Genomic DNA, 25,931 nt, shown 5'->3' with positions numbered 1-25,931 from the left:
AATCCTATTCCCGCCCGCCCTCGGCATTGGTGCCGATTGCAACGGAATATAAGCATGTCAAAACACGATCTTTCATCACGTCATTTTCAGCGAAAAATCTCACAGTTCTGCGAGATGCGCATTGCACCGATCACATCGAAGCGCGTACTGGAGAGCATCAAGCCCTATCTCATTAATCTCATCATCCATCGTCAGTCGCCACCACTGTTGAACGGCCGCATTGATTGGTTGGAAATCGCCCACGCTTGCCGGTTTGACGGCGAATTAACGGGTGATCTGAAGAAGCAGATCCGCATCGCCCTGGACGCGATCATTCGTTGGCTTGGCGCGCCACCTGTCGCAGAGCACGTCCGATCAACCCGGCAAATCCATCGATCGAACGAACCAACAGGGTCGGCAGCCGCTGCACCCTCCCCCCGAAAGCCACGACGGATAGGCGACAACGACCATCATCCTCAGCCCGCATCGACGCAGAGAGGCCCGCACCCGAAGCCTATCCATCCGTTTCCGGAACCGTTGTTTGAAGCGAGTGAAGATCCCGACGGTTTTCAGGATGCGCTGGTCTATCATATGCGCCGTTTCGGCGAGAGTTATTGGCACCTTTACCGCGCCATCGTTCGCCTGGGCGAGACGTTCCACCATGCGACCCTGCTGTCCTGGATCGACGGCGAGCGCGTGCCGCGATCCGTCGCGAGTTTCGCAATCCTCTCCCGCATCGAACGGCGATACCGACTGCCGGAAGGATATTTCAAGGCGAAGCTGCCCCATCAAGCCCGATCTCTCCACGGTCACAATCTTGGCGACATCAGCCCGGCCGAACGGCGAAGACTGGCATGGCACCTTCCCGACGATTTCAGCAGCCTGCCATTCAGCAAGCGGGAGGAAATCCTCGACTGGGTCCGTCGGGTGATCGTCTCCGGTTCAACCGATTATCGGCGCTATCAGGCCGCAGCGAGCAAGCAGCGTTATGCCATCCGGTTTCCGGGCGTCACCTATGGCGGAGGATCGTTGTCTCCTCGAGCGTCCACGGTGACAACGAGCGCCAATCAAAATGCTACAGAGACCTTTGAAGACCCTGATCTTCTATCCGGTGTCGTCGATGCGCCACCGCGGCTGGCGATGGAGATGGCCGATCTTATCCGCTTCAAAACCTCGACGCTGACGGCGATCGGTTTTCAGCGCAACGGCGTTTGGGGCGAGGAGACCGCATCGCAGAAAATCGAGCATCTCGGCCTGATGTTCGGAGCGCTCGCGGCATCGCCCACCGGAGTCGTCAAGGGTCGGGGCGTGCCCCTGAGCCAGCTTACTTTTGGACTGCTGATCTTCCCGGGCGTCTGGGACTGGTATCTGCAATGGCGAGAGCAGCGCCGCGGTTTCTACACCAGGTGGGAAGAGGATATGCTGATGATCGCACAAGCCCTCACGCGATCCGAAGTCGGCTGGATCCGTCAGCATCCCGAACTTCTGAAACATGCAAGACCGATCGAAGGCTTGATCGCGCCGGAAGAAATCGAATTCGCCTCCCGCGACTGGCATGGCGCATGCGATGCGTTTCATCGACACGCCGCCAACCGTTCAAAGGAGATTCAGCGGGTGATGCGCGTCCATCGTGACCCTTTCGAACCGATCATGTGCGTCCTGGAAGCAGACAGCCCACTGGCGGAGTATCGCAAGATCACCGACGAGATTTTGAACCGCATGCCGGATGAAGACCGCTACCCCCGAGCCGCCGCGGAAGCGGTCCGGTCTTTCTTGCTGCTTCGCCTGGGCCTGCATCTTGGACTTCGGCAAAAGAACCTTCGCCAGCTTCGCGTCTGCCCGCGGGGCCATTTCCCGACCTCGGAGCGACGGCTGGAGGACATGAAATGCGGCGAGCTGCGCTGGAGCGACCGAGAAGGAGGATGGGAAGTCCTCATCCCATCAGTCGCCTTCAAGAACTCGGGCTCGTCCTTTTTCGGGCAGAAGCCGTTTCGGCTCATCCTCCCGGACCTTCTCGATCTCTACAAATATCTCGAAGCCTATATCGATCGCCATCGCGGTGTGCTCCTGGGACCGGCAAGGGATCCCGGCACGCTCTTCGTCAAAACGGTGAAGACGACGAGCCTGGACGCGGCCTACGACTCCACCAAGTTCTATGAAGCCTGGCGGACGGTGATCCAACGGTACGGGATCTACAATCCTTATACCGGTCGCGGCGCCATCAAGGGCTTGCTGCCACACGGCCCTCACAATCTTCGGGATATTTTGGCAACCCACATACTTAAGCAAACCGGGTCCTACGAGCAAGCAAGCTACGCGATCCAGGACACGCCCGACGTGGTGCGGCAGCACTACGGGCGATTCCTGCCGCAGGACAAGGCCGCACTGGCAGCCAAAATCCTGAACCAGGTCTGGGAAGCCGCCTGACTTTGGAGCGCCGATGGCTGCCTGGCGACTTGGGCAGCCGCCGGCACATCATGTCAACCGACTTTTAGTTTTCGCAATGATCGGTCACGCCCACCTCTCTCATAAATGCCACACCCGAACCAGATCGGCGCATTTCTGTGATCGAGTGCCAGGCGAAGGCTAAGCCGGTGGGAAGCCGCCTGAAGCCTAAAGGCGCGGTGAAGTGTGCCCGGTCGTCGATAGCTGATAGACCGCTGACCATGGCGGTGACCGACAGTTCGGGAACAAGTTTGCGGAGGGCGGGTCAAAGTGCCGTCACGCGAAGCACTTCATCGCCTGGGTCTTGCAGGCATACTTCAAGCTTCCGGTCGGGGCACGACGTTCGCGAACCCCGACGGCGCTGATCAGACAACCTGCAGGTCGCTACTTCGCAAACTCGCGGTACAGCTCGACCGCGGGCGCGTGCTTGTCGATCGCGTCGGCGACCTTGGACGCCATCGGCAGGTTCTTTTTCTCCGCCTCCCATACCGCCCTGAACCGTTCAACTGTCTCGCGCGCGGTATCGATCACCAGCTTTTCGGAAAGCTCCGCTTTCGCGGCCAGATGCGCCAGCTCATCCTTCGACAGAGCCGCCATCTTTTTGGTGCGAGAAAAATTGAGCGCTGCCGTATCTTCCCCCTCGATGTAAGGGATGGTCGACAACAGATCATAGGCTGGAGAGAGCGCTGGGGTACGACGATCTGGATAGATGAGCGACCAGTTCTTCAAGTGCATGTCGCCATTGCCGATGAGTGTGCTGAAGACAAGGCGCCGGATGAACTCGGCCACATCGGCCGTGCTGGTTTCGATCCCCAGCACGCGACCTATCATCCGGTAATTGCCCCTGTCGTATTTATGATCAGGCAAGACGCCGAAGACTTGCGCGAAATCCTCGATATGCGCTGGACCCTCTGGCGTGCGGTCGAAACGCTTGATCGCCAGCGCCTGTCCGTGCAGTTCGCCCACCCCCTGCGGCAGACCGCTCACAGCATCGATATCAACCAGCTGGATCTCGGGCACGTCCATGCCCATCATACCGGCGACGGTCATCATTGCGAACTCGTTCTCGGGCACGCCGCTATATTGCTGAGACGGCAGCTTCACGATCCACGAACCACCCGTTCCCTGGGCCGGAATGGTCAAGCCGCCACCCTTTTTGTCATTCTGGAAGGCGGAGAATTTGAGCTGCACACCCGCCAGCGAAAAGCGTAGCGCATTCGGTCGCGCTTCGACGATCGCCTGCTCGTTGTCCAGAGGCGCATCATCCCCTTCGGAGGGATGCACCGTCACAGCCCCGGGCAGGTCCCGGCCGAGCATCCAGAGCAGAAAGAATTCCCGCGACGGCTTCACACCCGCACGATCAGCGAGGTACTTGCGCAGCGGGCCTTCCGGCAACAGGTTCGAGAAGAAGGGGGGGACGACGATATTGTACGGCCTGAACCTCGTGATGAGCGCACCGAACGGGTCTTTCAGGGACAGGCTGAGCGTCGGCCGCTTTTCGTCTTCGATATAGGCATCGTTGAACGCCAAGATTGTGCGCCCGTCCTGCAGGTTGGTAAGGGTGGCGACCGGTTCCCCATACAGCCTGACTTCGAGCACCGTGACCTTAGGCATCGTCGTCTTCCTCATCCAGTGCATAGGCCGAGCGAGGGATCACGTCGTCGCGGTCGCGGTGCACTGCGGCATTTCGCAGATTTCTTATGGCATCAACGATCCTGCTGAGTTCACGGCCGGACGGAGGATCGCTCTCCCACCTGTCCAGGGGTGCAGTCACCTCTTTAATTGTGTCCATCTCCTCGTTCGACAGAGGAAGATGCCGTAAGAGCGCAAGGCTGCTTTTGAATTTATCTGCCTCGACTGCACTGCCGAGCACGCCCCCATGCTGCGCAAACCACCGCTCAAGGCGCACCACCAGTTTGCGCTGGTCGGATCGCACGATATCACTTGACGTCGATGTGCTGTCGAGGATGTTGCGGATTGCCGGCATCAGTTTTTTCGGGGCAAGGACGATTTCGAGGTCGAGCGCGCGCGCGACATCTACCAGGCTGCCCAGACCGGGCTCCATAGTGCCCCGTTCTATCTGGGAAATATGGCTTTGCGTTAGGCCAGAACGTGCGCTCAGCTCGCGCTGGCTCATTTTCCGCGCTTCACGCGCGCTGCGCAGTCGCTGCGTTATGTGCTCCGTTTTATACGCCACATCATATTCCTATATCAGAACTTGCTTTCCATATAGGATAATATATATCAACTTATCCGGATCGAAGCAACCATGATACATAACTCCGTATCAAACTGACGCCCGTAGCTGGAAAAATATATCACCTGAGGTCGAGGGCCCGGACATACCCTCGAGCGCCATAGAGCCAATGGCACACACCAACCGACGAGGAGCCGCCCTGAAATCAGTCACTCCCGTCGAGTTCTGGATCAGAGTCCACCATGGAACCCTCTTCAATCCGCCGACTGAGCAACCCTGCATCTTCAAGCGCCTCCATATCGGGCAAGTCACGCAAGGTCTCCAGCCCAAACGCGGACAGGAAGTGTTTCGTCGTCACATAGGTATACGGCGCCCCCGGCGTCGGGCTTCGCGGTCCCGAGGAAATAAACCCGGCGCCGCGCAGCGATCCGATCAGATCACGGCTGACCTCCTTGCCAAAGATCTTCGACAGCTCGCTCCTCGTCACCGGCTGGAAATACGCGATCGCCATCAGCACCATCGACTCAAGTTCGGACAGCACTGCGGCAGGCGACCGTGTCGGCGCCGCCGAGGCCCGGATCGCGGGCGCGTAAGCCGAACGGCTTCGATGCTGCCAGCCGCCGGCGACCGAAACCAGTTCATAGGGCCGGGAACGAAGTTCCTCCCGCAGATCATCAATGAGTAGGTCGACGCTGCAATCCTTGCCGACAACACGCGCCAAAATCTCGCGGCCGACCGGTTCGGCCGAGGCAAAGATCACCGCCTCGACCCGCAGCATCCATTCGCGCCAGCGCAATTCCTGCGGCAATTCCTCCAGTTCCCGATCAAACAAGCATTCGCTTGCGCCGTTCGCTTTCTTGCTGCGGGATGGTTTTGCTGCGGTCGATCTGGCCACGCTCACAATCCATAAATCCGGAAGGACGATCGGCCGGAAAGCTCGCGCACGGCGCCAAAACTCTCCAGCCGCTCGAACAGGCGGGTTGCCGCCCAGCGGGACAGATCGCTGCCTGGCGCCGAGGCCGCAATCGCATCCTCATTGAGCAATGCCTGGATCACCGGCTCGGCTCCCTTGGTGCGCAGTTTTGGCGCCACGGCCAAAAGCTGGTCGGCTCGGCGAGAAATCTCCCCGGCCGAGCGCATGGCGCTCTCAATGCCATCAACCAGAGCCAAACAAAGCGCCCCCGCGAATGCGGGTTCGGCGGGGCGGACGCGCCCCCTTCCCCCAAGTGTACGAAAGGCCGGCCCAAACCGTTCACCCATCAGCAGCGGTAGCGGAAACGGCCATTTGAGCTTTTCGGCGATGAGAATATCGGCTAGCGCCCAGGCGAGGGTTTCGGCATCCGGACGGGAGGCGCAAATCTCTGACACCAGCTCGGCCGCGGCAAAGGGCGCCGGCCGGCCGGATTGAAGCGCATTATCGGCATAACTGACGGCCGCCGCGAGCGGCTCATCCCAGGCGAGGCCCAAAAGATCGGCCAGTTCAGCCACATGCTTCGTGGAAAACCCGGGTTTTTGCGCGGAAACCCTTTTGAAGGCCAAAAATACCTTTCCGGCCGGGCCAGAATCATCACCGGGTGCAGTGAGCAAAAGCGCGTCACGCAATCCGTGTTCGTCCTCGGTTCGGCCCATCAGCCGCACGGCGGCCGCGGCGCATTTCAGCGCTTGACGGGAGCGCCAGCAGCCGGCCCAGGCGGGTTGTGATCGCACGAGGTCATCGAGCGATTTCAATGCAATACCGGCGGCGAATGCCGCATCGACCTCGCCGTGATCGACCGGTTCCCGACCGCGCGAAAACGCCCAGGCTGGGACGCGGTGCGGCCAGGTGGGCGGCGTTGAAGGTGCTGCTGTAAGCGAATCCATGCGACAAAACATAAATCATGTGTGCAGTTTGTGATAGTCTTATTGCACCAAACCGCACACGCTGTCGGGGATTATTTACGAACGATAAGATTGCATTATCAATCATTATGCTCTTTATAGAGGGAATGGCCCATGTCGCTCGTTTTTCACCGGCGGACAGCCCCTTTTGAGCGTCAGATCGACGAGAATTCGCGTTCATTGAGCGGACCGGGTTCGAACTCAATCAGCGGACCGTGTAGCAGGGCAAACGATGAGAAGAGTTGGAAATAGCGGAGTTACCGGCTTGGCTACGGGCGCGGTCTCGGAAATGGGGAGTTTCCACTCCTGCAAACTTAGTCCGCTCGTTGAATGCAAATAATCCGTTGGATCAACAGGAATCCGGAAATGAACTCCGAACGCTCTTCTAAAGAAATCAATACGTTGGTGTCCACCGATGAAACACGAACGACAGCCCATGTCGCTCGTTTTTCACCGGCGGACAGCCCCTTTTGAGCGTCAGATTGACGAGAATTCGCGTTCATTGAGCGGACCGGGTTTGCGGCCAATTCCCGGACTGCTGGCCGAGGATGGCCTCTGTCGTCGAGCAGAAGGCTGAAATCAACGTAAATCATCTCCCGGACGAAATCTGGCGCACCATTGTGAGACTGGATGAGTCGGAATTCGTGAGACTCCCGGTTAAAGCGCGCAGTCTCACTAAATCTGAATCTCCTCTCCGTTGCTCGACTGGGACAACAATGTTGGTCCGTGCGCTCCCGCCAAGTTCCCGGCAAGCGCAGCATCGATCAGGAGTGCCCGGACACCCTCGCGTTTTCGCCGGAATAGTTTTTCCGCGGCGATCCAACGCGGATCAGCTATGATTTGCATTGCCAGGCGCTCATACTCGGCCGGCGAGCGCTTCAGCGCCTGAACATGCGGCCGTCGGCCTGGCCTTGGGAGGCGGCACTGCCGCGGCGCGGCGCGCCGGACCAGTTGAACGGCCAAAGGTGGCATTTCCCCGTTCCCGGCCAACTCAGTGCCGAAACAGTCGTTGAGAGCAAGCAGCGTCACCAGACGCCAGCGCACTGGCAACTGACCGAGCGGAGCTGCGGCGCCAACTGCATGCCGGACATCGTAGGGACAGCGCCAGCCCGCTTCTTTTAGCCACAGCGCCAATACGGGCCGCGCGGCGGCCGGATGATCGAGCGGCGCCCAGAGGATCGCAAGCGCCTCCTCAAACCGTTGCTGTTCAGGATATCCACGATCCACACTCGCCGTGATCCGCTGCTGGATGGCGAGCGTGCTGAGCATCAGGTTTTGGTCGTGCAGTCGATCGCGCACCCCTCCCCTGTCGGCCAAAATCGAGCCGCAAGAGCCGCAGACGGGCTGCGCGCGCCCCTCAAGGAGGCGAAAAGCAACAACAAGATGCCGATGACACGACTGGCAGCGATCAAGCAGCAGCTCGCCATGAACAGAGCAGATGCAGCGTTCGGCGAGCACCCAGCCGGATCGCAAATAGCCGTCGCGCCCTGCGGATTGATCGGCAGCGAAACAGCCGAGACAAACCGGGGTCGACCCGGTCAGCGTTGATGGTTTCCATTCCGGTCCACGGCTCATGTACCATGCTCGAGTGCGTCGCGGGTAACGCCAGTTCAATGACAAACGATACAGCCGATTGGGATCGACACCGCAGAATTGTGCCCAAACCTTCGTCTGGCCAGCCGCTGGACCCCTGTCATCAATGGACAATGGTGACGGCAGGCCACAGAGATAACCACTCAATTCCGGAGCTGTGAGGCCATAGCGGCATGCCACTCGCGCCATCCAGGAGGACACCAATTCGTCGCGATAGGGGCGCGGCACGACCGGTAGGCGACCCGCCCCCATCACTCAGCCGCCACCGTCTTCGGCATCCGCCGATTTGCCGATTGCGTCATCGACACAAGCGGTAGAACGAGATCATCGCCGAAGCTCATCAGGTCGAGCCGCTCTTTTCCAGATTGGATCGCCTCCTCAGCCGCCGTTTCGATCAGCCGGAAAATCCGCGCCGTGACGCCGCTGGTGAGCATGTGGATCCGTTCACGAACCGCAGCGCTTTCGAGATCGGAAGGCGCGCGCAGCGGCAGAATGCCGGCCAGGCTCTTCAAGAGCCGCGCAAAGGCATGATCGTTCTTCCAGGGCTTTAGGTGAAACGCCTCGAAACGCTCGGCAAGTTGCGCGTCGGTGAGCAAGGCCTGGCGCGCCAGGTCAGTCCCGGCACAGACAAGAGGAACCCGCAAATCATTGGCGAGAAACCGTATCGCATTCAGAAATATCCGTTGCTGCCGGTAGGTCCCCGCCAGCATTCCATTGACCTCGTCGAGCACGATCATCCTGGCGCCGACGGTGCGTAGCAGCGAGCGGCAAATATCTTTCTCGCGCGCAAGGGTACCGCCAATGAGAGAAGGAGCTTGAAGGCTGGCCAGCAATTCCCGATAAAGGTCGCGCTCTACCGGCTCCGATGGCACCTGCGCCACAACGACCGGCCTGTTCGTAACGCCGGTCGACTGACAAAAAGTGGCCGGGTGGGTACGCTCGAACTTCCGAACAATCTTTGTCTTGCCCATTCCGGTGTTGCCATAGATCAAGAGGCACGGCATGCGATCACGCGGCGGATAGGCCAGCAGCGCGTTCAGGCGGGCAATTGCTGCTTCAGCCTGTTCGAAACCGATCCAGCGATCGGCCTTGATCCAGGTAATGCGCTCCTCGTCAGGCAGCGCGGCATAGCGGCGGTACCGCTTATCGAGGTGTTCATTTGTCCCCTCCCCTCTCATGACCATTCCTCGACGTCATAGACGGGAACCTTGCTCCAATCGATCGCCTGGTCGTCCTCAATTTGTGCAGGGTCGGTGGGAGCAGCCACGTTTGGAGCTGAGGCACTGAGCGCTCGCTCCCGTCTTTCGACCAGTTGACGCGCGGCCTTGGTGCGCACTGCCGCCTCTTCGACCAGAGCGCGCTGCGCCTCGATGGTCTCAAATATCAATTGCTCATCTACCAGCGCCAAGCCGCGTTCCCGCAGGGCGGCCCGGGCGCGGCGGTGTTCGCCCAGCGTAATCGGCGGGCGGCGTAGATCCGCAAAGTGGATAGGCCAGCGTATACCGTCTGGAGCGCGCACGAATACCCTGGAAAGATCGCGCGGATCATAGGAAACGCGCAACGGACGAGCGAGCCGGCCGGCCCAGATGCTCAGCACGTCATCCCAGTAACGAAGACCGAACAAATGAATGCCGTCACGTCGCACGAGCCGGTCGACGCTGGGCAGGAAATCGACCATGAAACCTGCAAGATCATGGGGGTGACGCAAGGGCATGACACGTCGGGCCGCGGCCTCACGCCAAGCCTCGAGAGGCGGAATTCCAAGCGTTCCATGCCGATCGGCATGGTAGCGCGTGATCTCGAGTGCGATCCACCGCTCCAGTTCATCCATCGTCATTGTCGCATGGGCCGCCGAATCATAGCCGCCACGCTCGCCTATGTCGCTGAAGGTCGTGCCCGGGAGAAGATGGACGGCACCCATCATAGTACCAATCAGCCGTTCGATGTGTCCGCCATAGTGTGGTGTGGCAACCGGACGGTGAATGAGTTCTATGCCATACTCTTCCGCACCCCTGCGCAGGGCGTGCGACCGGAATTCCTTGGCATTGTCGAGATGGATCGCGTCCGGAAACCCGGAAATCGGCCACTCCGCATCAATGCTCAGCCCCTCGAGCCATGCCTCCTTGGGCTGCACAATGTGCTGGATTGCGAGAGCAACCGAGACACTCGAGGGTGCCTCGAGCGTGAGATAGAAGCCCGCAACCATGCGGCTTGCGACATCGATGGCAAGCGTCAACCATGGCCTTTGTAGTGGCCGTCGATACTGACGATCGACAACAATCACATCGACCAGCGTGTGGTCGACCTGGACGACATCGAACGCGAACTCAGCTGCATACTCTCCCGGCACTGGTCGGAAGCGATCACGTGCTGCTTTCGAACCATCCCGAGCCTTGATTAATTCGGCGGGGTCCATGGTCATGATCCGCGCCTTAATCGCATGCCAGGACGGTGGGCGCGCACCCCGGGACCGACAGAGCCCGCGGATTTCCTTTTGGAGCCGATTAATGCTTGGCTTCTGGGGTGTCTTGTAGAAGTCTCGGATGGCTTCGGCGATTACGGCTTCGGTGGCGTCCGGCAACCGGCGGCTACCTTTCCGCATCCCCGCTGCGCGCGGCAGCAGTGAACTCGTGACCGGATGCTCCCTATACACTTTGATCAGCTCATAAAGCCGGGTTCGCTTGAGGCCGAGCTCATGACAAGCTCGAAGGAAATCGGACCGGCTTGGGCTATCGAGCGAAACCAGCGTTCGGATCACGGCTTCCCTTGCGACCGCCTCACTCCAGGAGGCATCGTCAATGGTATCTTTGTCAGGTCCGTGAACCACAGCGGCCTCGCCGTAAAGTTCGTCCGCTCGAATATTACAAAAAATCCGCTGATTCGGCTAGAATCCGGAAATGAACCGAAAACCTGATTCGTTCGAGATCAATGAGTTGCCGTCCGTTGATAAAACGCGAACGACAGCCCAAATCAACGCGCAAAACACCAAAAACCACCCTCAGCAGGCCTCAGCGCCGCCTCACAGCACGGCGGGTTCTGATGATATATCTGCGGCGCAGATGCCGGCCGGGCTGCCCTCCCCTGCTCCGGAGACCGTTGCTGGCGTGCCGGCGCATCTACAGGTTTTGACCGATCGTGCGCGTGGCTATGTCGAGGCCGCCAGTTCCGCCAATACACGAAGGGCCTATGCCGCCGACTGGAAGCATTTTGCCGCTTGGTGCCGGCGCCAGAACCTGTCTCCCCTGCCCCCGGATCCAGAAGTCGTCGGCCTTTACATCACAGCCTGTGCATCAGGCTCGACATCTGGCAGTGCCTCGGACAGGGCCAGTGGCACACAGCGCGGCAAGCCCAACAGCGTCTCGACCATCGAGCGACGCCTCTCGGCAATTGGTTGGAACGTTGCTCAGCGCGGCATGGTGCTCGATCGCAAGGATCGCGCCATTGCCACCGTGATGGCTGGCATCCGCAACACCCACGCCGCACCGCCACGTCAGAAAGAAGCGCTTTTGCCCGAAGATCTGATCGCAATGCTGGAAACGCTTGATCGTGGTTCACTGCGTGGCTTGCGCGACCGGGCGATGCTGCTGATCGGATTTGCCGGTGGTCTCCGACGTTCGGAAATCACCGGCCTTGATCTTGGCCGCGACCAGACTGAGGACGGTCGTGGCTGGGTCGAAATCCTCGACAAAGGCCTGCTGATCACCCTGCGCGGCAAGACCGGCTGGCGCGACGTCGAGGTCGGGCGAGGTTCTTCCGATTCCACCTGCCCGGTCGTTGCCACGGAGACCTGGATCAAATTCGCCAAACTTGCGAAAGGTCCCCTCTTCCGCCGCGTTTCAGGCAAAGGCAAAAATGTCGGGCCGGATCGCCTGAACGACCAGGAAGTGGCACGCTTGGTTAAGCGCGCAGCGCTTGCCGCAGGCGTTCGCGGCGATCTTTCGGAAGTTGAACGCGGGCAAAAATTCGCCGGACACTCGCTCCGTGCCGGCCTCGCCTCATCGGCCGAAGTCGATGAGCGTTACGTCCAAAAACAACTCGGCCACACATCGGCTGAAATGACCCGCCGGTATCAGCGGCGCAGGGACAGATTCCGGATAAACCTCACAAAAGCTGCGGGATTGTAGGGAAAACCACTCCCGGGCCCTAGAATGCTTGCAGCGTTGTAGCTGCCTCAGAAGGCCCATGGAGATATGAGCTCGAGCCCCGTTGTTTCGAAATCCGTTAGATTGCGCGTTGCCAGTCGGCCACCATTCACAAGGGCAATAGCGGCAATCATTCCATCGGGCGCCGACATACCCCGTCCCCGGCGGGCTGTGTTACCCATGATTTCGCCATAGGCAAGTGCAGCTTCTTCGGTCAGGCCGAAAATACGGTCGGCAAAACGCCGGCGCCAATGTTGCAGTCCCTGCTCCAGTCTATCTGCGCGCTGATCCGGCCTAATCTTCTGAATACCAAAAGCTATTTCCGCTATCGTGACAGTCGGCAGCGCCAATTCGGCATCATGCCTCGTCAGCCAGGCAATGACAGCTTCATTCGGTTGCTTCTTCAAGGTCTCGGACAGGACATTTGTATCAAGAAAAATCAAAGGTCCACGCCTTGATGCGGTTTCCTATGTTCGCCGATGACGACCTCAAGATCGATGTCGGTGCCGAACTCCATAGCAAGTCGCGAATAAAATCTGGAAGCAGGTTCACGACCCGCCTCGCGGGTCTCATAGGATTCAAGCGCACGCTCGACCACGTCGGCGATGGAGCGATTTTCGCGCCGGGCGAGACGGTGCGCCAACTCCCGCGCTTTGGAGCTCCGGACGGACAATTGTGGTTCTGCCATATCAATCTCCTAACGAACTGCAATATAAGGCAAGTCGCCTTTGCCATCAAGATGGCAGCTGATGGCAGAGCATCAGCCTTTTTTCAATCCTCGGATGTTTGAACTCGGGTGATCACTCTGATCCGCTCCCGTGCCGAAAACTAGGCCACGCTGAAATGCGGTGCCATCCTCGAATAGGAAGCACCTGTCAGAACCCTCGATAAGCTCAGCTCGCCATGCGAGACCGCTTTTCGAGATCCTTCCCCTCACCCCACACGTCTTTCGCCTGGTCCGTTTGCCCGGATCTGCGCCATTAGCATCGGTCCGAGCGAGAATTCGCCACGTTCGGCGCGGCTGGTCAGATCGCGCAGATAACCGCCGGCGGAGTTGATGTGACCGGCACGCTCGAGAATGCAGGCGATCATCGTGGCGGCATTTTCAGGCCCGAACACCGCGCAGGCCTGCTCATAGGCCGATGGCGAGACGCCCAGCATCGAGCGCACCACCACCGCGGCCCCCATCAGATCGCGCCAGCTCGAAATCGCCCCGCCCGGCCCGTAATCGCAGATCTCGCGGCAAGCCGACAGCACCATGCCGAGCGGAAACGGCTTTTGGCCAAGCCCGTCCGGGATTTCGCCTTGCTGCCGGGTAGATCCCGCTTCACCACCCTGCCCCATTCCGGTCGAAGCCGATTTAATTTCCCTTACCGCCGGCTCCACATCGTTCCGGTCGAGGGGATCTGGATTTCTGCCTTGCGTCTTTTCTAAGCGCAGTTCAGATTCAATAAGGGAGTCTGGATTTGAATTCTGTTTATGGCGCTCATTTTCATGGGCATTGCCGCTTGTTCTGGTTGTTTTCAGTTGGTTTTCCAACTGGTTGAGGATGTTCTCGCGCAGGAACTCTATCTCATCGAGCGCCGCGATCACCGCCTCCAACAAAGGCTTGCGCGGATAGTCGGCAAAAATGGCGCGGTACTCGTCCTGAACGCTCAGCCAATCACCCGTAGCACCTTCCTCAAGCGCTGTTTCAATCAGCTTGATCACATCCCGGCGGCAGATCGTCAGCCGCTCCTTCATCCGCCGCATGTGCAAGCGCTCCGCTTCAACTTCGCTGGCCAGCTGACGGATCTCGTCGGCCCGCGCCAGGAGCGGCTTGAGCGAGAAGCCGAACGCCTCGTCGATTTGCCCAGTCCTGCTGCGGCGGGCAAAGCGCTTGCCATTGGCGCTGTCCTTGCGGGTGAGAAGCCCGGCCGAAACCAGCACCGCGAGATGACGGCGGATGGTCTGCTCGGCCATGCCATTGGCGCGGCGCGACAATTGCGCATTTGACGGAAACACGATCAGGCTGTCGCCAGCCGCAAGTTCTGCCTTGGGATAAAAACTTATCAGCGCAGAAAGCACCGCCAGCGCCCGGTCGGTAATCCCCAGCCGCGGCCTCGCTTCACACAGCGCCTGGTAGATCTTCCACTTGTCGACTGATGCGTCATCGTCGATTTCGGCGGCCGTGATCTGGTCTGCCAACATGGCATAGGTCATCGTTCGCCGCCCGAAGGGCGTCGTGACATGGTCCAGCTGCATTTTCCTTCACCTTTCAAAAGGCAATAGAAATTCGTTCGCCAAATTGACGCTCAAGACTCTTGACTGTGATTCGGGGAAATGCGATTCTCTAGCTGCTAGACACGAGAAGGGCTTCCACGACGGCGACGTTTGGGGGCCTTTTTCTATTGCGTTGCACTTAACTCCGTTTATCGGTTGTCTTCGCCCTGATCTCCTGGAGATAGGCGTCGTGAATGGTTTCCATTTGCCCGGCCAGATAAGCGACAAATTCGGGCGGGACGGATTTGGCAAAGCTCATCCGCGCCCCCGCAGTGCCATAGCTCACCTCAGCCAGTTTCATGCCTTTGGACATGATGGTCTCGCGTGGCAGCGCCTTGGGTTCGGGGGCCTGGACTTTCTCAAACATCGCTGACAGCGCCAGCGCAAAACGGTCCTGGCTCGACATCTCCGCGCCGGCATTGGCCAGGAGTTCCTCGACCACTGTGTGTGCCTTGGGGAAGGCCGTCCACTTCTCCACCAGCTCCAGCCAGCGGCGGCGACCGATTTCAGGCGCAGAGCCAATCGCCTGCAGCAGGCTTTGCGGCAGGGTTGCGGCAATCCGGATCATCTCGGAAATATGCGACTTGCCGGTCGACAGCGAGGCGCAGATGGTGGCCCGGTCATAGCCCGCCTTCTCCTGCGCGAAGGCAAAATTGCATTTCTCAATGAAGCTGAGATCGTTGCGGGCTGAGTTTTCCTCGCCCTGGAACACGATCGCTTCGGCGTCATCAAGCGGACGAATGATCGCCTTGAATTTCAGCCCCAGCTTTTGCGCCGCAGCCATCCGCCGGCGGCCATAGACAATCTGGTAACGCTGCGGATCATCCTTGAGTGGCCGCACCAGACCCGGCACGATTTGCCCACGCTCGCGCATCGAAGCCACCAGCTCTGAAATCGCGGCCTCGTCATAGGCACCGGCAAAACGGTCGGGAATGCTCGATAGCAAGATCTCGGCCGGATCCAGTTCGCTTACATAGCCGCCATCCTTGAGCAACCGATCGGCCAACTCGCCGCGCTCCTGGATCTGGCGGACGCCAGCGGCGACCTTCTTCAGATGCGGTGACGTCAAGCTACGTTCGCGTGAACCACCCGCCTGCCCGGCGCCGGTTGTCTCCCCCGGCTTGGCCTCGGCTTCATCATCGCTGAGTTTGCCCAACACATTGGCGAACATGCCTTTGGAATCTTTCCGGCTCATGACCGTCCCCACGCATTTGTCAGCAGATCCTCGATCTCTGCGTTGACACCGTTGATCGATTCCATCGCCCGGTCATAGGTCTTGGGCGCTGAGAACCGCGAGCGCTGTACCTCGTACAGGCTCTGCTTCCAGGTTAGCGCATCTGCAACGGCTGTGGATTTTATGACGGTGTTAAGCAGCAGATCATTGCCGAAAACCTGCCGCATCAAGGCCATCATATTGGCTTGCGGATGGTCATTGGGCTCGAATTTGGTGATCAGGAATTTGGCAAAATCCCATTCCGCACGGGTGCCCATATCATTGAGGATTTGCATGTAAGACCCGGCAAGCTCAAGGAATTTCGCCGTCGAGTCGACATCAAGCATGTGGGCGGGAACCGGAATAAGAACGCCCGTCGCCGCCGTCAGCGAAGACAATGTCAAAAAATTCAGCGACGGGGCCGAATCCATTAAAATGACATCATAATTGTCCTCAACCTGAGCAATCGCCTGAGTCGCCCGCAACAGGAATTCGGTGCCGCCGGATTTGCGCATTTCAAGCGCCACGGCTGTTTCAAACTCAGTGAGTTCAAGCCCGGCGCAAATCACGTCAAAGCCTTCAATATGGGTCTTGTGGATCAGCGATTGCGTCGGCACGGGCTCGTCAAAGCGAATGGCAGAGTAAAACGTGTCGCCCTCGCGCGGATCAAAATCCGGCAAGGAGCCGTGAAGCGCGGTCAGCGAGGCCTGCGGATCAAGATCGATGGCCAGCACCCGGTAGCCTCTCAAGGCCAGATAATGGCCGAGATGGATGGTGGTCGAGGTCTTGGAGGAGCCGCCCTTGAAATTGGTGACCGCAATCACCTGGCAATCCTCGCCTACGATCCGGCGCGGGTTGATCCATTTCTTGCGGCCGTTTTCAGCCAGCAACATGCGCAGTTCGAGAATCTGCTCGACTGTATAAAGCCGTCGGCCATTGCTGGTGACTTCGGGTTCAGGCCCCCTGCCCTTGAGCGAAATCTGGCGGATATAGGCTTCCGTTACCCCAAGAAGGCTTGCCACTTCCGAGGATGCAAAGGTCCGCATGACGCGATGGGCATCGGGCGGATACTGTGCCAATGACAAATTGCGCAGCGCGTGATCCAACTTGTTGGAAAACGTCTGCATGAAGTCCAGACTGTTCAAATGCCGAGTCAACGCGCTGCTCCGTGCTGTGTTGCGCCACTGTATTGCCCGGTATGGTTAACAGAAGGTGAAACACTGTGTGACTACGCAAAAAATCGCAAATTTCGCAATTTGTCGTAGCCACAGGTAACGCGATTCGGGAGCCGCTGCAAAGGGCTCATGATTGCGTTAACTGGCCGAGAACTTTCAAGTTCCCCGCGGGGAACTTTGGAGCGGGACACGTTTCTCAAGGTCCATTTTCAAACAGCGGAGAAGGAATTCAAAGCATGTTCCCCGCGGGGAACCTTCAGACAAAAACGCGACCCAGACTGACAAGCGCATCCCGCGAAAAACACCCTTCCGGATGTGCAACGCTGCCCGCCTTGGTGAATTAGTAAGAGACAAAAATTCAGCCATTACAAACCGGAAGCGGGGTCCCCGAAAAATCTCGGAATAAGTTGTCATGACTGCCGCAAAGCGCAACGCGAGAATGTTGTTTCGCCGGCTGCACTAACGCTCAAGACCGCACAGGCCTCGGCCGATAGCCGCGCTTGCGCTTCTGGCGCATCAGTTCGAGGAACAGATCAACCGCATCACTCTCATTTTCAAAGTGATGCATCTTGCTCTGACCGCTTCTGCCTATGCGGCCCCAGGTCCGTTTCAGGCAGGCTTCACCGAACAAAGTTGCCGAGATTTCCATGGCGTAATAACGGGCCATGTTGTTCGCCGCTTCGGTGCGTTCGATATAGATGTGGTAGGGCTGTGCGATCATACCGGCAGATTCGAACATCTGCGCGCGCGCGTCCAATGAGTTCGATGAATCAATCGTGCCGGACAGATTCATCGTCTTGATGGGTGTCGTGGGCGACCACGCTCGGGCTGGGGGCAGGGCCGTCTGACATTTCATCTTGGGGAAGGTCAGGACAAGGCGGAGCGTTCATGGAGCGTCGAGGGTGGAGGCCTGCCGCTGAGCGGTGCGTCGATGCTTAGCGGGATTTGTTGCTGAGTCCGGAGACGGCGATCACCAGCCAGCCGCTGATCATTGCCATGCCCCCGGCAGGCGCAGCCATTGCAAACAATCGGGTGCCGGCAAAATGGCGCATCAGCAGATCGCCGCAAAACAGTGCAAGCCCAATGCCCAGGAGGCCGGCACCGGCAGTCCGTACCCGGTTGAGATTTCCGGCAAGGCCCAGCGCCACAAAAAGCGGCGCATGAAACAACAAAAATTGCGCAGCCGTGGTGACATTGCCGCCACCTGCATGGGCACCATAGGCCGACAGGGCAACGCCTGCTGCCCCCACCAAGCCGCCAACAAGAATGAAAATGCTCATGATCTGGATTCCGGACGTTTCACGCAGCAGACGCGGATCAACAAGCTTCGCATCAGCTGAACGCCTTTGGTCATCGGTGGTGTCCCAAAAGAGGTCTCACAGACTTGGGTGAAGCGCAATCCGAAATCATTGTTGCCGTTTTTCCCAATGCCCGCTGTTATCCGTTCGGCGGACTCATTCCACCATAAATCTGGAGCTGAAAGGAAGACTTGCTGCTCCGATGGCTTTTGGTGACGGGTTTATGATCCCGGCCATGGCCTTGGATCCAGGCGCGACACTTTCAACCTGTTCGCAGATTTTCTGGCAAATGTCCTGGGGCGCGTAAGACGACAGGACGATGGTGTTCATCTCAACGAACTGGGTCAGGGTTTCAAACGATAGCCTTATCCGCTCAACCACCTCAGCCTCCCAGGCTTTTTGAGTCTCTCCATAATCGGGCCACCGGGACGATCGATCCCAAAGGGCATCAGTGGAAATTTCCTGGCCATGAAGCTGAGTTTCCAGCCGACGAATGCCGACATCAAAACTCAGCGACGAGTTCCCATGGTAGATCTGGTGGTTGAGAATGAGGCGGCTGTGCAGCTCGGCGCCGAGATAGAAGAACAGGTAGTCCGAAAGCGGTTTGGCAGCACCAAACATGCTCTCGCCACTGGCTGCTGCGGTAATGTCGTTCTGCACAAAGACGGGAATTCCAATTTCGCTTTCTATCTCTTCCTGCAGCGCTTGCTGCCGCAACTGATAGTCATCGGCCCTGAAATTCTTTTCGCGCTTTGCCTCAGGGAAGGCCAGGCCGATGCCGGCAAGCCGGCCACCGGCACCCTCCGGAAGCATCTTGATTGCCTCATTGATCGTCTGCAGAAATTCGGGATGATTGGATTTTTCCGATTGGCCGTTGTTTGGCAGCATGCTGTGAAATCGGACAGCACCGACAAAATCGATCAGCACAACTTCGGTGTGTTTGTAGCCTATGCTGATGCCGACCGAATAAGCCCCTTCGGGGTTGAGTGAAATGGGGACCGTTGGCGGGCCAACACGGCCGCGCTCCTTGAGCGCTTCACCCTTGGAGACCAGCCCCTCCTTTTCCAGCGAGCGGACAAGAACCGACACGGTCTGCGCGGACAGTCCAGTTTTCTCGCCTATCTCGAACCGCGATATGCTTTCGTTCTCCAAAAGAAGCGACAGCAGCAACCGCTCATTGTAGCTGCGGACGCTGACAGAATTCAGCCCGGTCGCCCGGTCTGCGATGCGCAACGGATTGGGTGGGGCAAATCTCATGTCAGGCAAGGGAGTGCCTTCCGTCATGAAATTGCGGACGGGGATTTTCGCGGTTGCGTGGCTGCACTCTACTCACTGTCACGTGTCCATCCGATCGCATCGACTTCCTGGGCAAGCGCCACACCCAAGGCTTCGTGCGCCTGGTCATTGATGTGAAACCCATCCAGCGGATCGCACCCGACCACGGATCCTGCATCGAAGAAATGCACTTCGAGCGAGTCGGCGATGATTTCGAACTGCAAGGCAAGCTCGCGTGATTTCCGCTGCGCGCCGGAAAAGATCGGCTCCCATTCCTTGATGTCATCAAGCATGGGAGGAGGGGAAACGACCATGATCTCCGGCACCGTTCCCTGCGGCCCCGGCGTGAGTTCCTTGATGTCGTGGATCAGGCATCCAATGCCCATGGCCACCTCGGAGGCCGGCTGATTGAAACGCGCTTTCAGATCATTTGTGCCCAGCATGATGATGATCAGGTCAAGGATCATGTGGCTTTGAACGCACGGCGTCAGATAACTCCGGCCATTCTTGTGCGCGCCTTCTATGGGATCATCCCGAACCGTGGTTCGCCCACTCAGACCCTCTTCGATGACATGCCAGTTCGGCCCAAGTTCCCGCCACATGACCCCTGGCCATCTTTGAGCCGGGCCGTATCTTTGCAGTGGCGTACCACCAGGCACTTGGCCATGTGTATTTGAATCGCCAAAGCAAAGTATGGATCGCATTGATCTTCCAAGCTCTAATTATATTTTATTTACAAAGACTTATGGTGACATTCACGACGGTTGACTTGTTTTGAAGAATGCCACCTCATTGCGCAGAATGCAAGCTCGCCTAATAATCATTCAAAGTGAATATCTATTGACAGCATCGAAATGGCATGTTGTTTTGAGGGTCAGGAGGAGGTCCTGAAAATCTGGATCTGGCGGATTTCGAGCCCAACGGAAATGCTATTTCCGCTGCGTCGAGCGGCTAGCGCAAGGCGTCAATTCAAGCGCCAGGTTCCATTGCAAAGTCGACTGTCCGGATACCCGGACGGGTACTGACTTTTCAGAAGGCCTGCCTGATTGTCCGCCGTAAACCGCCATGCGGAAGTCGGCCGGATTGAATTTGAATGCAAAACGGAGGAATGCTCAATGAAGATTACACTGAAAACTTTCGCGACGGCCGTTCTGATGGCAACCACCGTCATGATTGCACCTTCTCTTTCGCAGGAAGTGCAATTGCTCGACGGAGTGACGGCACGGGCCGGTGACAATCCGGTTGTCGAGGCCGGTACATTCAAGAAAGACGGCCCATGGGTCATCGGCATGAGCCATTTTGGCGTCAATGCAAATACCTGGACTGTCCAGGTCGCCCACGAGACGGAAGCTGCGGCAGCGAAAGACGATCGTGTTTCAAAACTGATCATTCTTGATGCCGGTTTTGACCAGAAAAAACAGGTTGCTGACATTGAAGATTTGATTGCGCAGAAAGTCGACGCAATCATCGTGCAGCCGGTAACATCCACATCCGCTGACGCCTCCATCGCAAAGGCCGTGGCAGCCGGAATTCCAGTGATTCTTCATACCGGCCGTACCGAAGGTGATGCCTTCACCACCGAAATCCAGGGCGGGGCCGAGCATTTTGGCAAGGTCATGGGCGATTTTCTGGTCAAGGAACTTGATGGCAAGGGCAACATCTGGGTGTTGCGCGGACTGGCCGGGCATCCCGAGGACACCAACCGCTACAACGGTCTCAAGCAGGCACTCGAGGGGACTGACATCCAGATCATCGCCGAAGACAATGGCGACTGGCAGTACGACAAGACCAAGAAGCTGTGCGAAACCCTCTATCTCAACAATCCCCAGGTCGACGGCATCTGGTCTTCAGGCGCCGACATGACGCGTGCCTGCGTTGATGTCTTCAAGCAGTTCGGTGCCGAAATCCCGCCGATCACGGGCGAGGGCAACAATGGCTTCTTCGGCCAGTGGATTACCGACGGCTTCAAATCGGTCTCGTCCGAATACAGCCCAGCGCAGGGCGCCGCTGGCGTTCGCGCTGCCGTGGCGTTGCTGGAAGGCAAGGAGCTGAAGAAGCACTACGACTACAACCCTGAAGGCTGGGATGTCGAGAAAGCCAAGACCTACTATCGCGATGACCTTTCGGCCAATGTCTGGTGGCCTTCGGAACTGACCGAAGAGAAGCTGCAGGAGCTTTACGGCAAGAAATAGTCCTCCCAGGACTTCCCGCCGGAATTCGCATCAAGGCAATTCCGGCGGGGCTTTTGCGCTTCGCGTTGCGCCCGGTTTCCGGGCCCATATGTCCGAGGGACGTCATGACAAACCTGATCAAAATGTCGAATATCTCGAAAGCGTTTGGCGGCAACGTCGCGCTCAAGGGTGTATCGCTCGAACTCATGCCTGGCACTGTCCACGCGCTGATGGGCGAAAACGGGGCAGGGAAGTCGACGCTGATGAAAATACTGGCCGGCGTTCACCGGCCGGACAGCGGAGAGATTTCCAGAAACGGCCAGAAAGTCGACTTCAACCATCCCAAAGATGCGCTGGATTTCGGCATTTCGACGGTTTTCCAGGAACTCTCGCTTCTCGCCAATCTGACGATCGCGGAAAACATGTTTCTGGGGCGTGAGCCCACCAGCCGCTTCGGACGCATCGACTATGCAAAGATGGCGACGGAGACGACCAAGGCGCTGAACGAGCTTGGGCTTGATCTCGATCCCGGCACACTCATAGCCGAGCTGAGCATCGCCGAACGACAGTTTGTTGAAATCGCCCATGGCATAAAGGCCGATGCGAGTATTTTCATTCTCGATGAGCCCACCGCCGCACTCAATGCAGCAGATGTAGAGGTGCTCAACACCAACATTCGCCGGCTCAGGGATGCGGGCAAGGTGATTGTCTATATTTCCCACCGGATGGACGAGATCTTCGAGATCTGTGACACCGTCACCGTGCTCAAGGACGGTGAACTCGTCGGCACGCAATCCCTGTCTGACATGACATCGGATTCCCTCATTGCCATGATGGTCGGCCGGGAACTTGAAGATCTCTTTCCCGAACGGACAGAGCAGTCGGGCGATGTCTTGCTCACCGTTGAAAATTTCCGCATCAATCCCGATTCAAAACCGTTCGATCTGATTGTCCGCCGGGGTGAGATTGTGGCGCTGGCTGGACTGGAGGGACAAGGCCAGCAGAAGCTGTTGCGTTCTCTGGTCGGTCAGCATGCGCCAGCGGGCGGAACCGTGACGATTGACGACAGGCCTTTGAAGCTGCCGGTTCCCATATCCACCGGGGTTCGCAAATTGCAAGCCATGGGTGCGGGGTTTGTGCCGGAAGACCGCAAGGAGGAGGGCTTGTTCCTTGGGCTTTCCATTGCGCACAATATCGCCATAGGCCTGCATGCCTCGCGTCCGGAAATGGCGATTGCAAGATCCTATCGCCAGGTCGTTGACGCGACGATGGACAGCATGAATGTCAAGGCGGCGAATGCGTCGATTCCGGTTGGTTCGTTGTCGGGGGGAAATCAACAGAAGGTGCTGCTCGGCAGATACCTTGCCGCCAACATGAACCTGCTGCTTATCGAAGAACCGACCCGCGGGGTCGACATCGGGGCTAAGTCTGAAATCTACAAGCTGCTGCGCGATTTCACCGCCGGAGGCGGAGCCGTTCTCGTCCTGTCGCGGGAGACAATCGAGCTCATCGGCCTGTGCGACCGGATCTACGTTGTTCACGACAACACCGTGGTTGACGAAATCCATGCCTCGGAAGCAACCGAACACAAAATACTCAACGCAGCCCTAAGTGCGTGAGCTTTCCGCAGACGGCGCGACGATGAAAGAAGATAGAACACGATGAAACTGAGTGAACTCATCACAGGCAGGAATTCCCGCCAGGGCGTATGGGGGTTGGCATTGCTGATGGCCGTCGGCCTGGTGGTCTGGCTCGGTGCAACGACAGACCAGTTTCTCAACCCCGAGAATCTGCAGAACCTGGTTGCGCAAGCGATGCCGCTGGTCATCACCGCGATCGGGCAGATGTTCGTGATCTTGCTGGGCGGACTTGATCTGTCGGTCGGCTCGGTGATCAGTTTCACCACAGCCATTCTTGCCCTTGATGGCCCCGGCTATGTTCTGATTCCGGCGGTCTTCGTGTTTGCCGGCCTGATCGGCCTGGTCAACGGCGTTGTCATTACCCACCTCAATGTTCACCCGATCATCGCGACCCTTTCCATGCAGTATATCGTGCTTGGCATCACCCGCACGCTGCGGCCTGTCTCGGGAGGGACTGTTCCGGATGTAGTGATTTCCTCGGTTTCGGGGTCTTTTCTGGGCGTTCCGATGCCGGTGTTCTGGGGCATTCTGACCATCCTTCTGGCAATGAAGCTGCTCTATGGTTCGCGGTTCGGACTGCACCTGTTTGCAATCGGCGGGGGCATCGCATCTGGAGCCGATCAGGCCGCCCATAATTTCGGTATCTCCGACAAGCGCAACATCACGCTGGCCTATGTCATCTGTTCCTGCTTTGCGGCGTTGGCCGGAATTTTCCTGGCCGGACGCATTGTATCGGGAGATCCCAATGTGGGGCTGCTGTTCGAACTCGATGCGATCACTGCGGTGGCGATCGGAGGAACCCAGCTCTCGGGTGGTACGGGAAGTCTCCACGGCACCGTGATCGGTGCAGTGGTGATGTCGTTGCTGGCCAACGGAATGAACCTTTCCAACGTCTCGCCATTCATTCAGACGGCAATCAAGGGCACCATCTTGCTGTTCGTCGTCGGCCTTCAGTCACGCAAGAAAATTGGACTTTGAGATGACGACGTCTTTCACAAACTCGATGGTTCAGAGGGTGCTTCGCATCCCACCGTCCTATGTGGTTTTTGCAGTTCTGCTGATCATACTGTCGATCACCCGGCCGCACATGCTCAACCTGAACATCATGGGCATCTTCATCCGGCAGGTGGTTCCGCTTGGCATTCTTGTGCTGGGGCAGTTGCTGGTGATGCGGGTAAAGAGCATCGACCTGTCGGGCGGCGGGGTCATCCTCTTGATCAACTATTACATATCGTCGGGCATGTTTCCCGACGCATCCATCGGATTTTTCATCGCCATTGCCCTGCTGACCGGCATGGGGATAGGCCTGTTCAACGGCTACATGGTCGGCAAAAGGCGTGTTTCGGCTGTCATCGTGACATTGGCCGTAAGCATTGTTCTTGTCGGTTTTGTCCAGTTTCTTGCGAGCGGCAAGCCTCCCGGCGATGTCCCGGCCAGGTTTGCCGAGATCTACAACACCAAGCTTGGCCCGATTCCGACACCCGTCATTTTCTGGATCGGGCTGGCGCTGTGCATCGCGCTGTTTCTGTCGAAAACCATTTTCGGGCGCTATGTCACCTCGGTCGGCGAGAACGCCGAAGCCGCGCATTTTTCAGGCGTCCCGGTTGAACGCACGGTCATTCTTGCGCACACGCTGGCGGGTTTGATCGCAGCAATTGCCGCACTGGTGCAGACGGCTTCAATTGCTGTCGGCAGCGTGCGAATCGGACTGGATCTTCCCATTCTCGCCGTGGCGGCAACCATTTTGGGCGGCGTCGTTTTCGGCAGGGGCGAAGGCGGCGTCTGGGGTCCAGTTTTCGGGGTTCTGTCCTTCGCGCTGCTGTTCGTGGTGATGACCACTTTCGGCATCCAGGACCCCGGCAAGCTCGTTGCCCAAGGCGTCATCATCCTGCTTGCAGCCATTTTCTATGGCCTGCGCACCAGCAAATCCTGAACCACACGACTGTCGAACACCAGAGGAACGCATCATGTCCGAAAAAAAATCCATCCTTTGCTTCGGTGACTCGCTGACATGGGGATGGATCCCCGTGCTGGAAGGGGCTCCGACCTATCGCTATTCCTATAAACAGCGCTGGACCGGCGTCATGGCCGGGCAGTTGGGCGATGGATACCACATCATCGAGGAGGGGCTGAGCGCCCGGACAACAATGCTCGACGATCCGACCGACCCGCGGCTGAACGGCAGTGCCTACCTGCCTTCCGCACTGGCAAGCCATCTGCCGCTCGATCTTGTCATCTTGATGCTGGGAACCAACGACACCAAGTCATTCTTCCACAGAACCCCCTACGAGGTGGCGCTTGGCATGAGCAAGCTGGTCGGCCAGGTTTTGACAAGCGCCGGCGGTGTCGGCACGCCTTATCCGGCTCCCAAGGTTCTGGTGGTCGCACCGCCGCCGCTGACACCGATGCCGCACCCGTATTTTCAGGGAATGTTTGGCGGCGGTCATGAGAAGACCGGGCAACTTGGCCAGCAGTACAAGGATCTGGCCGACTTCATGAAGGTCGACTTCCTCAATGCCGGTGACTTCATCACGGCAGATGGATGCGACGGAATTCACTTCACGGAAGAGAATAATTCTGTTCTCGGCCGGGCTATCGCAGCCAAGGTGACAGATATTTTCGGCGATGCCTGAACAGCCTTGGTGCGGGGAGTGGCGAATGTG

General features: G+C 58.2%; 23 protein-coding genes. 7 read left to right on the top strand and 16 right to left on the bottom strand.

All coding sequences use genetic code 11. The features are described from left to right. Positions 1 to 54 precede the first annotated feature (54 nt). The gene (locus ACK6D9_RS03080) at positions 55 to 2,406 is read left to right on the top strand and encodes a hypothetical protein (protein ID WP_412050587.1); all 2,352 of its coding nucleotides are present in this window, start codon (positions 55 to 57) and stop codon (positions 2,404 to 2,406) included. 402 nt (positions 2,407 to 2,808) lie between these two features. On the opposite strand, the gene ACK6D9_RS03075 is transcribed toward ACK6D9_RS03080, so the two are convergent. From ACK6D9_RS03075 to ACK6D9_RS03045, 7 genes are all read right to left on the bottom strand, one after another. Next, positions 2,809 to 4,038, bottom strand: coding sequence for a type II toxin-antitoxin system HipA family toxin (locus ACK6D9_RS03075; protein ID WP_412050586.1), 1,230 nt, complete (start codon positions 4,036 to 4,038; stop codon positions 2,809 to 2,811). Then, positions 4,031 to 4,621, bottom strand: coding sequence for a helix-turn-helix domain-containing protein (locus ACK6D9_RS03070; protein WP_412050585.1), 591 nt, complete (start codon positions 4,619 to 4,621; stop codon positions 4,031 to 4,033). Before ACK6D9_RS03070 ends, ACK6D9_RS03075 begins: the two co-directional genes overlap by 8 nt. A gap of 205 nt (positions 4,622 to 4,826) precedes the next feature. Continuing rightward, positions 4,827 to 5,516 carry an SMC-Scp complex subunit ScpB gene (gene scpB, locus ACK6D9_RS03065; protein WP_412050584.1) on the bottom strand — a complete coding sequence of 230 codons (690 nt, stop codon included), beginning with the start codon at positions 5,514 to 5,516 and terminating at the stop codon, positions 4,827 to 4,829. 2 nt (positions 5,517 to 5,518) lie between these two features. Further along, positions 5,519 to 6,481, bottom strand: coding sequence for a DUF1403 family protein (locus ACK6D9_RS03060; protein WP_412050583.1), 963 nt, complete (start codon positions 6,479 to 6,481; stop codon positions 5,519 to 5,521). 693 nt (positions 6,482 to 7,174) lie between these two features. Further along, positions 7,175 to 8,281 carry a hypothetical protein gene (locus ACK6D9_RS03055; RefSeq protein WP_412050582.1) on the bottom strand — a complete coding sequence of 369 codons (1,107 nt, stop codon included), beginning with the start codon at positions 8,279 to 8,281 and terminating at the stop codon, positions 7,175 to 7,177. A gap of 62 nt (positions 8,282 to 8,343) precedes the next feature. Then, entirely contained in the window at positions 8,344 to 9,270 is a 927-nt protein-coding gene (locus ACK6D9_RS03050) for a TniB family NTP-binding protein (RefSeq protein WP_412050581.1), read from the bottom strand. Then, positions 9,267 to 10,514 carry a Mu transposase C-terminal domain-containing protein gene (locus tag ACK6D9_RS03045; RefSeq protein ID WP_412050580.1) on the bottom strand — a complete coding sequence of 416 codons (1,248 nt, stop codon included), beginning with the start codon at positions 10,512 to 10,514 and terminating at the stop codon, positions 9,267 to 9,269. The genes ACK6D9_RS03050 and ACK6D9_RS03045 overlap by 4 nt, the downstream gene beginning before the upstream one ends. Positions 10,515 to 11,151: 637 nt before the next feature. Here ACK6D9_RS03045 and ACK6D9_RS03040 point away from each other — a divergent pair. Then, positions 11,152 to 12,216 carry a site-specific integrase gene (locus ACK6D9_RS03040; protein WP_412050579.1) on the top strand — a complete coding sequence of 355 codons (1,065 nt, stop codon included), beginning with the start codon at positions 11,152 to 11,154 and terminating at the stop codon, positions 12,214 to 12,216. Between the two features lie 47 nt (positions 12,217 to 12,263). Here ACK6D9_RS03040 and ACK6D9_RS03035 read toward each other — a convergent pair whose 3' ends face one another. The 9 genes from ACK6D9_RS03035 to ACK6D9_RS02995 form a co-directional block, all read right to left on the bottom strand. Continuing rightward, positions 12,264 to 12,677, bottom strand: coding sequence for a type II toxin-antitoxin system VapC family toxin (locus ACK6D9_RS03035; protein WP_412050578.1), 414 nt, complete (start codon positions 12,675 to 12,677; stop codon positions 12,264 to 12,266). Beyond that, the gene (locus ACK6D9_RS03030; protein ID WP_412050577.1) at positions 12,674 to 12,922 is read right to left on the bottom strand and encodes a type II toxin-antitoxin system VapB family antitoxin; all 249 of its coding nucleotides are present in this window, start codon (positions 12,920 to 12,922) and stop codon (positions 12,674 to 12,676) included. Before ACK6D9_RS03030 ends, ACK6D9_RS03035 begins: the two co-directional genes overlap by 4 nt. A gap of 245 nt (positions 12,923 to 13,167) precedes the next feature. Then, the gene (gene repC, locus ACK6D9_RS03025) at positions 13,168 to 14,478 is read right to left on the bottom strand and encodes a plasmid replication protein RepC (RefSeq protein WP_412050576.1); all 1,311 of its coding nucleotides are present in this window, start codon (positions 14,476 to 14,478) and stop codon (positions 13,168 to 13,170) included. 157 nt (positions 14,479 to 14,635) lie between these two features. Beyond that, positions 14,636 to 15,691 (bottom strand): plasmid partitioning protein RepB, encoded by a 1,056-nt coding sequence (repB, locus tag ACK6D9_RS03020; protein ID WP_412050575.1) that lies wholly within the window; start codon positions 15,689 to 15,691, stop codon positions 14,636 to 14,638. After that, positions 15,688 to 16,866, bottom strand: a complete 1,179-nt coding sequence (gene repA, locus ACK6D9_RS03015; RefSeq protein WP_412050574.1) for a plasmid partitioning protein RepA — start codon at positions 16,864 to 16,866, stop codon at positions 15,688 to 15,690. The genes repB and repA overlap by 4 nt, the downstream gene beginning before the upstream one ends. 484 nt (positions 16,867 to 17,350) lie before the next feature. Further along, the gene (locus ACK6D9_RS03010) at positions 17,351 to 17,623 is read right to left on the bottom strand and encodes a WGR domain-containing protein (protein ID WP_412050573.1); all 273 of its coding nucleotides are present in this window, start codon (positions 17,621 to 17,623) and stop codon (positions 17,351 to 17,353) included. Positions 17,624 to 17,819: 196 nt separating this feature from the next. Continuing rightward, complete coding sequence (locus ACK6D9_RS03005; protein WP_412050572.1) at positions 17,820 to 18,164, bottom strand: DUF423 domain-containing protein; 345 nt, start codon at positions 18,162 to 18,164, stop codon at positions 17,820 to 17,822. A gap of 174 nt (positions 18,165 to 18,338) precedes the next feature. Next, on the bottom strand, positions 18,339 to 19,439 hold the full coding sequence (locus ACK6D9_RS03000) for an ROK family transcriptional regulator (RefSeq protein WP_412050571.1): 1,101 nt from the start codon (positions 19,437 to 19,439) through the stop codon (positions 18,339 to 18,341). Between the two features lie 68 nt (positions 19,440 to 19,507). Continuing rightward, on the bottom strand, positions 19,508 to 20,161 hold the full coding sequence (locus tag ACK6D9_RS02995) for an SGNH/GDSL hydrolase family protein (protein ID WP_412050570.1): 654 nt from the start codon (positions 20,159 to 20,161) through the stop codon (positions 19,508 to 19,510). Between the two features lie 450 nt (positions 20,162 to 20,611). Here ACK6D9_RS02995 and ACK6D9_RS02990 point away from each other — a divergent pair, with 450 nt between their 5' ends. The 5 genes from ACK6D9_RS02990 to ACK6D9_RS02970 all read left to right on the top strand — a co-directional run bounded on the left by ACK6D9_RS02990 (position 20,612) and on the right by ACK6D9_RS02970 (position 25,901). Continuing rightward, entirely contained in the window at positions 20,612 to 21,649 is a 1,038-nt protein-coding gene (locus ACK6D9_RS02990; protein ID WP_412051719.1) for a substrate-binding domain-containing protein, read from the top strand. 104 nt (positions 21,650 to 21,753) lie between these two features. Then, positions 21,754 to 23,247, top strand: coding sequence for a sugar ABC transporter ATP-binding protein (locus ACK6D9_RS02985; RefSeq protein WP_412050569.1), 1,494 nt, complete (start codon positions 21,754 to 21,756; stop codon positions 23,245 to 23,247). Between the two features lie 42 nt (positions 23,248 to 23,289). Next, positions 23,290 to 24,246, top strand: a complete 957-nt coding sequence (locus ACK6D9_RS02980; RefSeq protein ID WP_412050568.1) for an ABC transporter permease — start codon at positions 23,290 to 23,292, stop codon at positions 24,244 to 24,246. A 1-nt stretch (position 24,247) separates the two neighbouring features. Further along, positions 24,248 to 25,201, top strand: coding sequence for an ABC transporter permease (locus ACK6D9_RS02975; protein ID WP_412050567.1), 954 nt, complete (start codon positions 24,248 to 24,250; stop codon positions 25,199 to 25,201). A gap of 34 nt (positions 25,202 to 25,235) precedes the next feature. Further along, the gene (locus ACK6D9_RS02970) at positions 25,236 to 25,901 is read left to right on the top strand and encodes an SGNH/GDSL hydrolase family protein (protein WP_412050566.1); all 666 of its coding nucleotides are present in this window, start codon (positions 25,236 to 25,238) and stop codon (positions 25,899 to 25,901) included. The last annotated feature ends 30 nt before the right edge of the window (positions 25,902 to 25,931 follow it).

The sequence above is a fragment of the Hoeflea sp. Naph1 genome (assembly GCF_046837775.1).
GTDB lineage: Bacteria > Pseudomonadota > Alphaproteobacteria > Rhizobiales > Rhizobiaceae > Hoeflea.
This window is presented reverse-complemented; position numbering and strand designations above follow the sequence as displayed.

Bases quoted from the DNA above. Each gene is read 5' to 3' on its own strand.
- ACK6D9_RS02995 (WP_412050570.1), bottom strand. From the start codon at position 20,161: ATGCGATCCATACTTTGCTTTGGCGATTCAAATACACATGGCCAAGTG.
- ACK6D9_RS03000 (WP_412050571.1), bottom strand. From the start codon at position 19,439: ATGAGATTTGCCCCACCCAATCCGTTGCGCATCGCAGACCGGGCGACC.
- ACK6D9_RS02990 (WP_412051719.1), top strand. From the start codon at position 20,612: ATGGCAACCACCGTCATGATTGCACCTTCTCTTTCGCAGGAAGTGCAA.
- ACK6D9_RS03060 (WP_412050583.1), bottom strand. From the start codon at position 6,481: ATGGATTCGCTTACAGCAGCACCTTCAACGCCGCCCACCTGGCCGCAC.
- ACK6D9_RS03075 (WP_412050586.1), bottom strand. From the start codon at position 4,038: ATGCCTAAGGTCACGGTGCTCGAAGTCAGGCTGTATGGGGAACCGGTC.
- ACK6D9_RS03010 (WP_412050573.1), bottom strand. From the start codon at position 17,623: ATGTTCGAATCTGCCGGTATGATCGCACAGCCCTACCACATCTATATC.
- ACK6D9_RS03045 (WP_412050580.1), bottom strand. From the start codon at position 10,514: ATGACCATGGACCCCGCCGAATTAATCAAGGCTCGGGATGGTTCGAAA.
- ACK6D9_RS03040 (WP_412050579.1), top strand. From the start codon at position 11,152: ATGCCGGCCGGGCTGCCCTCCCCTGCTCCGGAGACCGTTGCTGGCGTG.
- ACK6D9_RS03080 (WP_412050587.1), top strand. From the start codon at position 55: ATGTCAAAACACGATCTTTCATCACGTCATTTTCAGCGAAAAATCTCA.
- ACK6D9_RS03005 (WP_412050572.1), bottom strand. From the start codon at position 18,164: ATGAGCATTTTCATTCTTGTTGGCGGCTTGGTGGGGGCAGCAGGCGTT.
- ACK6D9_RS02975 (WP_412050567.1), top strand. From the start codon at position 24,248: ATGACGACGTCTTTCACAAACTCGATGGTTCAGAGGGTGCTTCGCATC.
- ACK6D9_RS03055 (WP_412050582.1), bottom strand. From the start codon at position 8,281: ATGGCGCGAGTGGCATGCCGCTATGGCCTCACAGCTCCGGAATTGAGT.
- ACK6D9_RS02980 (WP_412050568.1), top strand. From the start codon at position 23,290: ATGAAACTGAGTGAACTCATCACAGGCAGGAATTCCCGCCAGGGCGTA.
- repB (WP_412050575.1), bottom strand. From the start codon at position 15,691: ATGAGCCGGAAAGATTCCAAAGGCATGTTCGCCAATGTGTTGGGCAAA.
- repC (WP_412050576.1), bottom strand. From the start codon at position 14,478: ATGCAGCTGGACCATGTCACGACGCCCTTCGGGCGGCGAACGATGACC.
- ACK6D9_RS02970 (WP_412050566.1), top strand. From the start codon at position 25,236: ATGTCCGAAAAAAAATCCATCCTTTGCTTCGGTGACTCGCTGACATGG.
- ACK6D9_RS03050 (WP_412050581.1), bottom strand. From the start codon at position 9,270: ATGAGAGGGGAGGGGACAAATGAACACCTCGATAAGCGGTACCGCCGC.
- ACK6D9_RS03030 (WP_412050577.1), bottom strand. From the start codon at position 12,922: ATGGCAGAACCACAATTGTCCGTCCGGAGCTCCAAAGCGCGGGAGTTG.
- ACK6D9_RS02985 (WP_412050569.1), top strand. From the start codon at position 21,754: ATGACAAACCTGATCAAAATGTCGAATATCTCGAAAGCGTTTGGCGGC.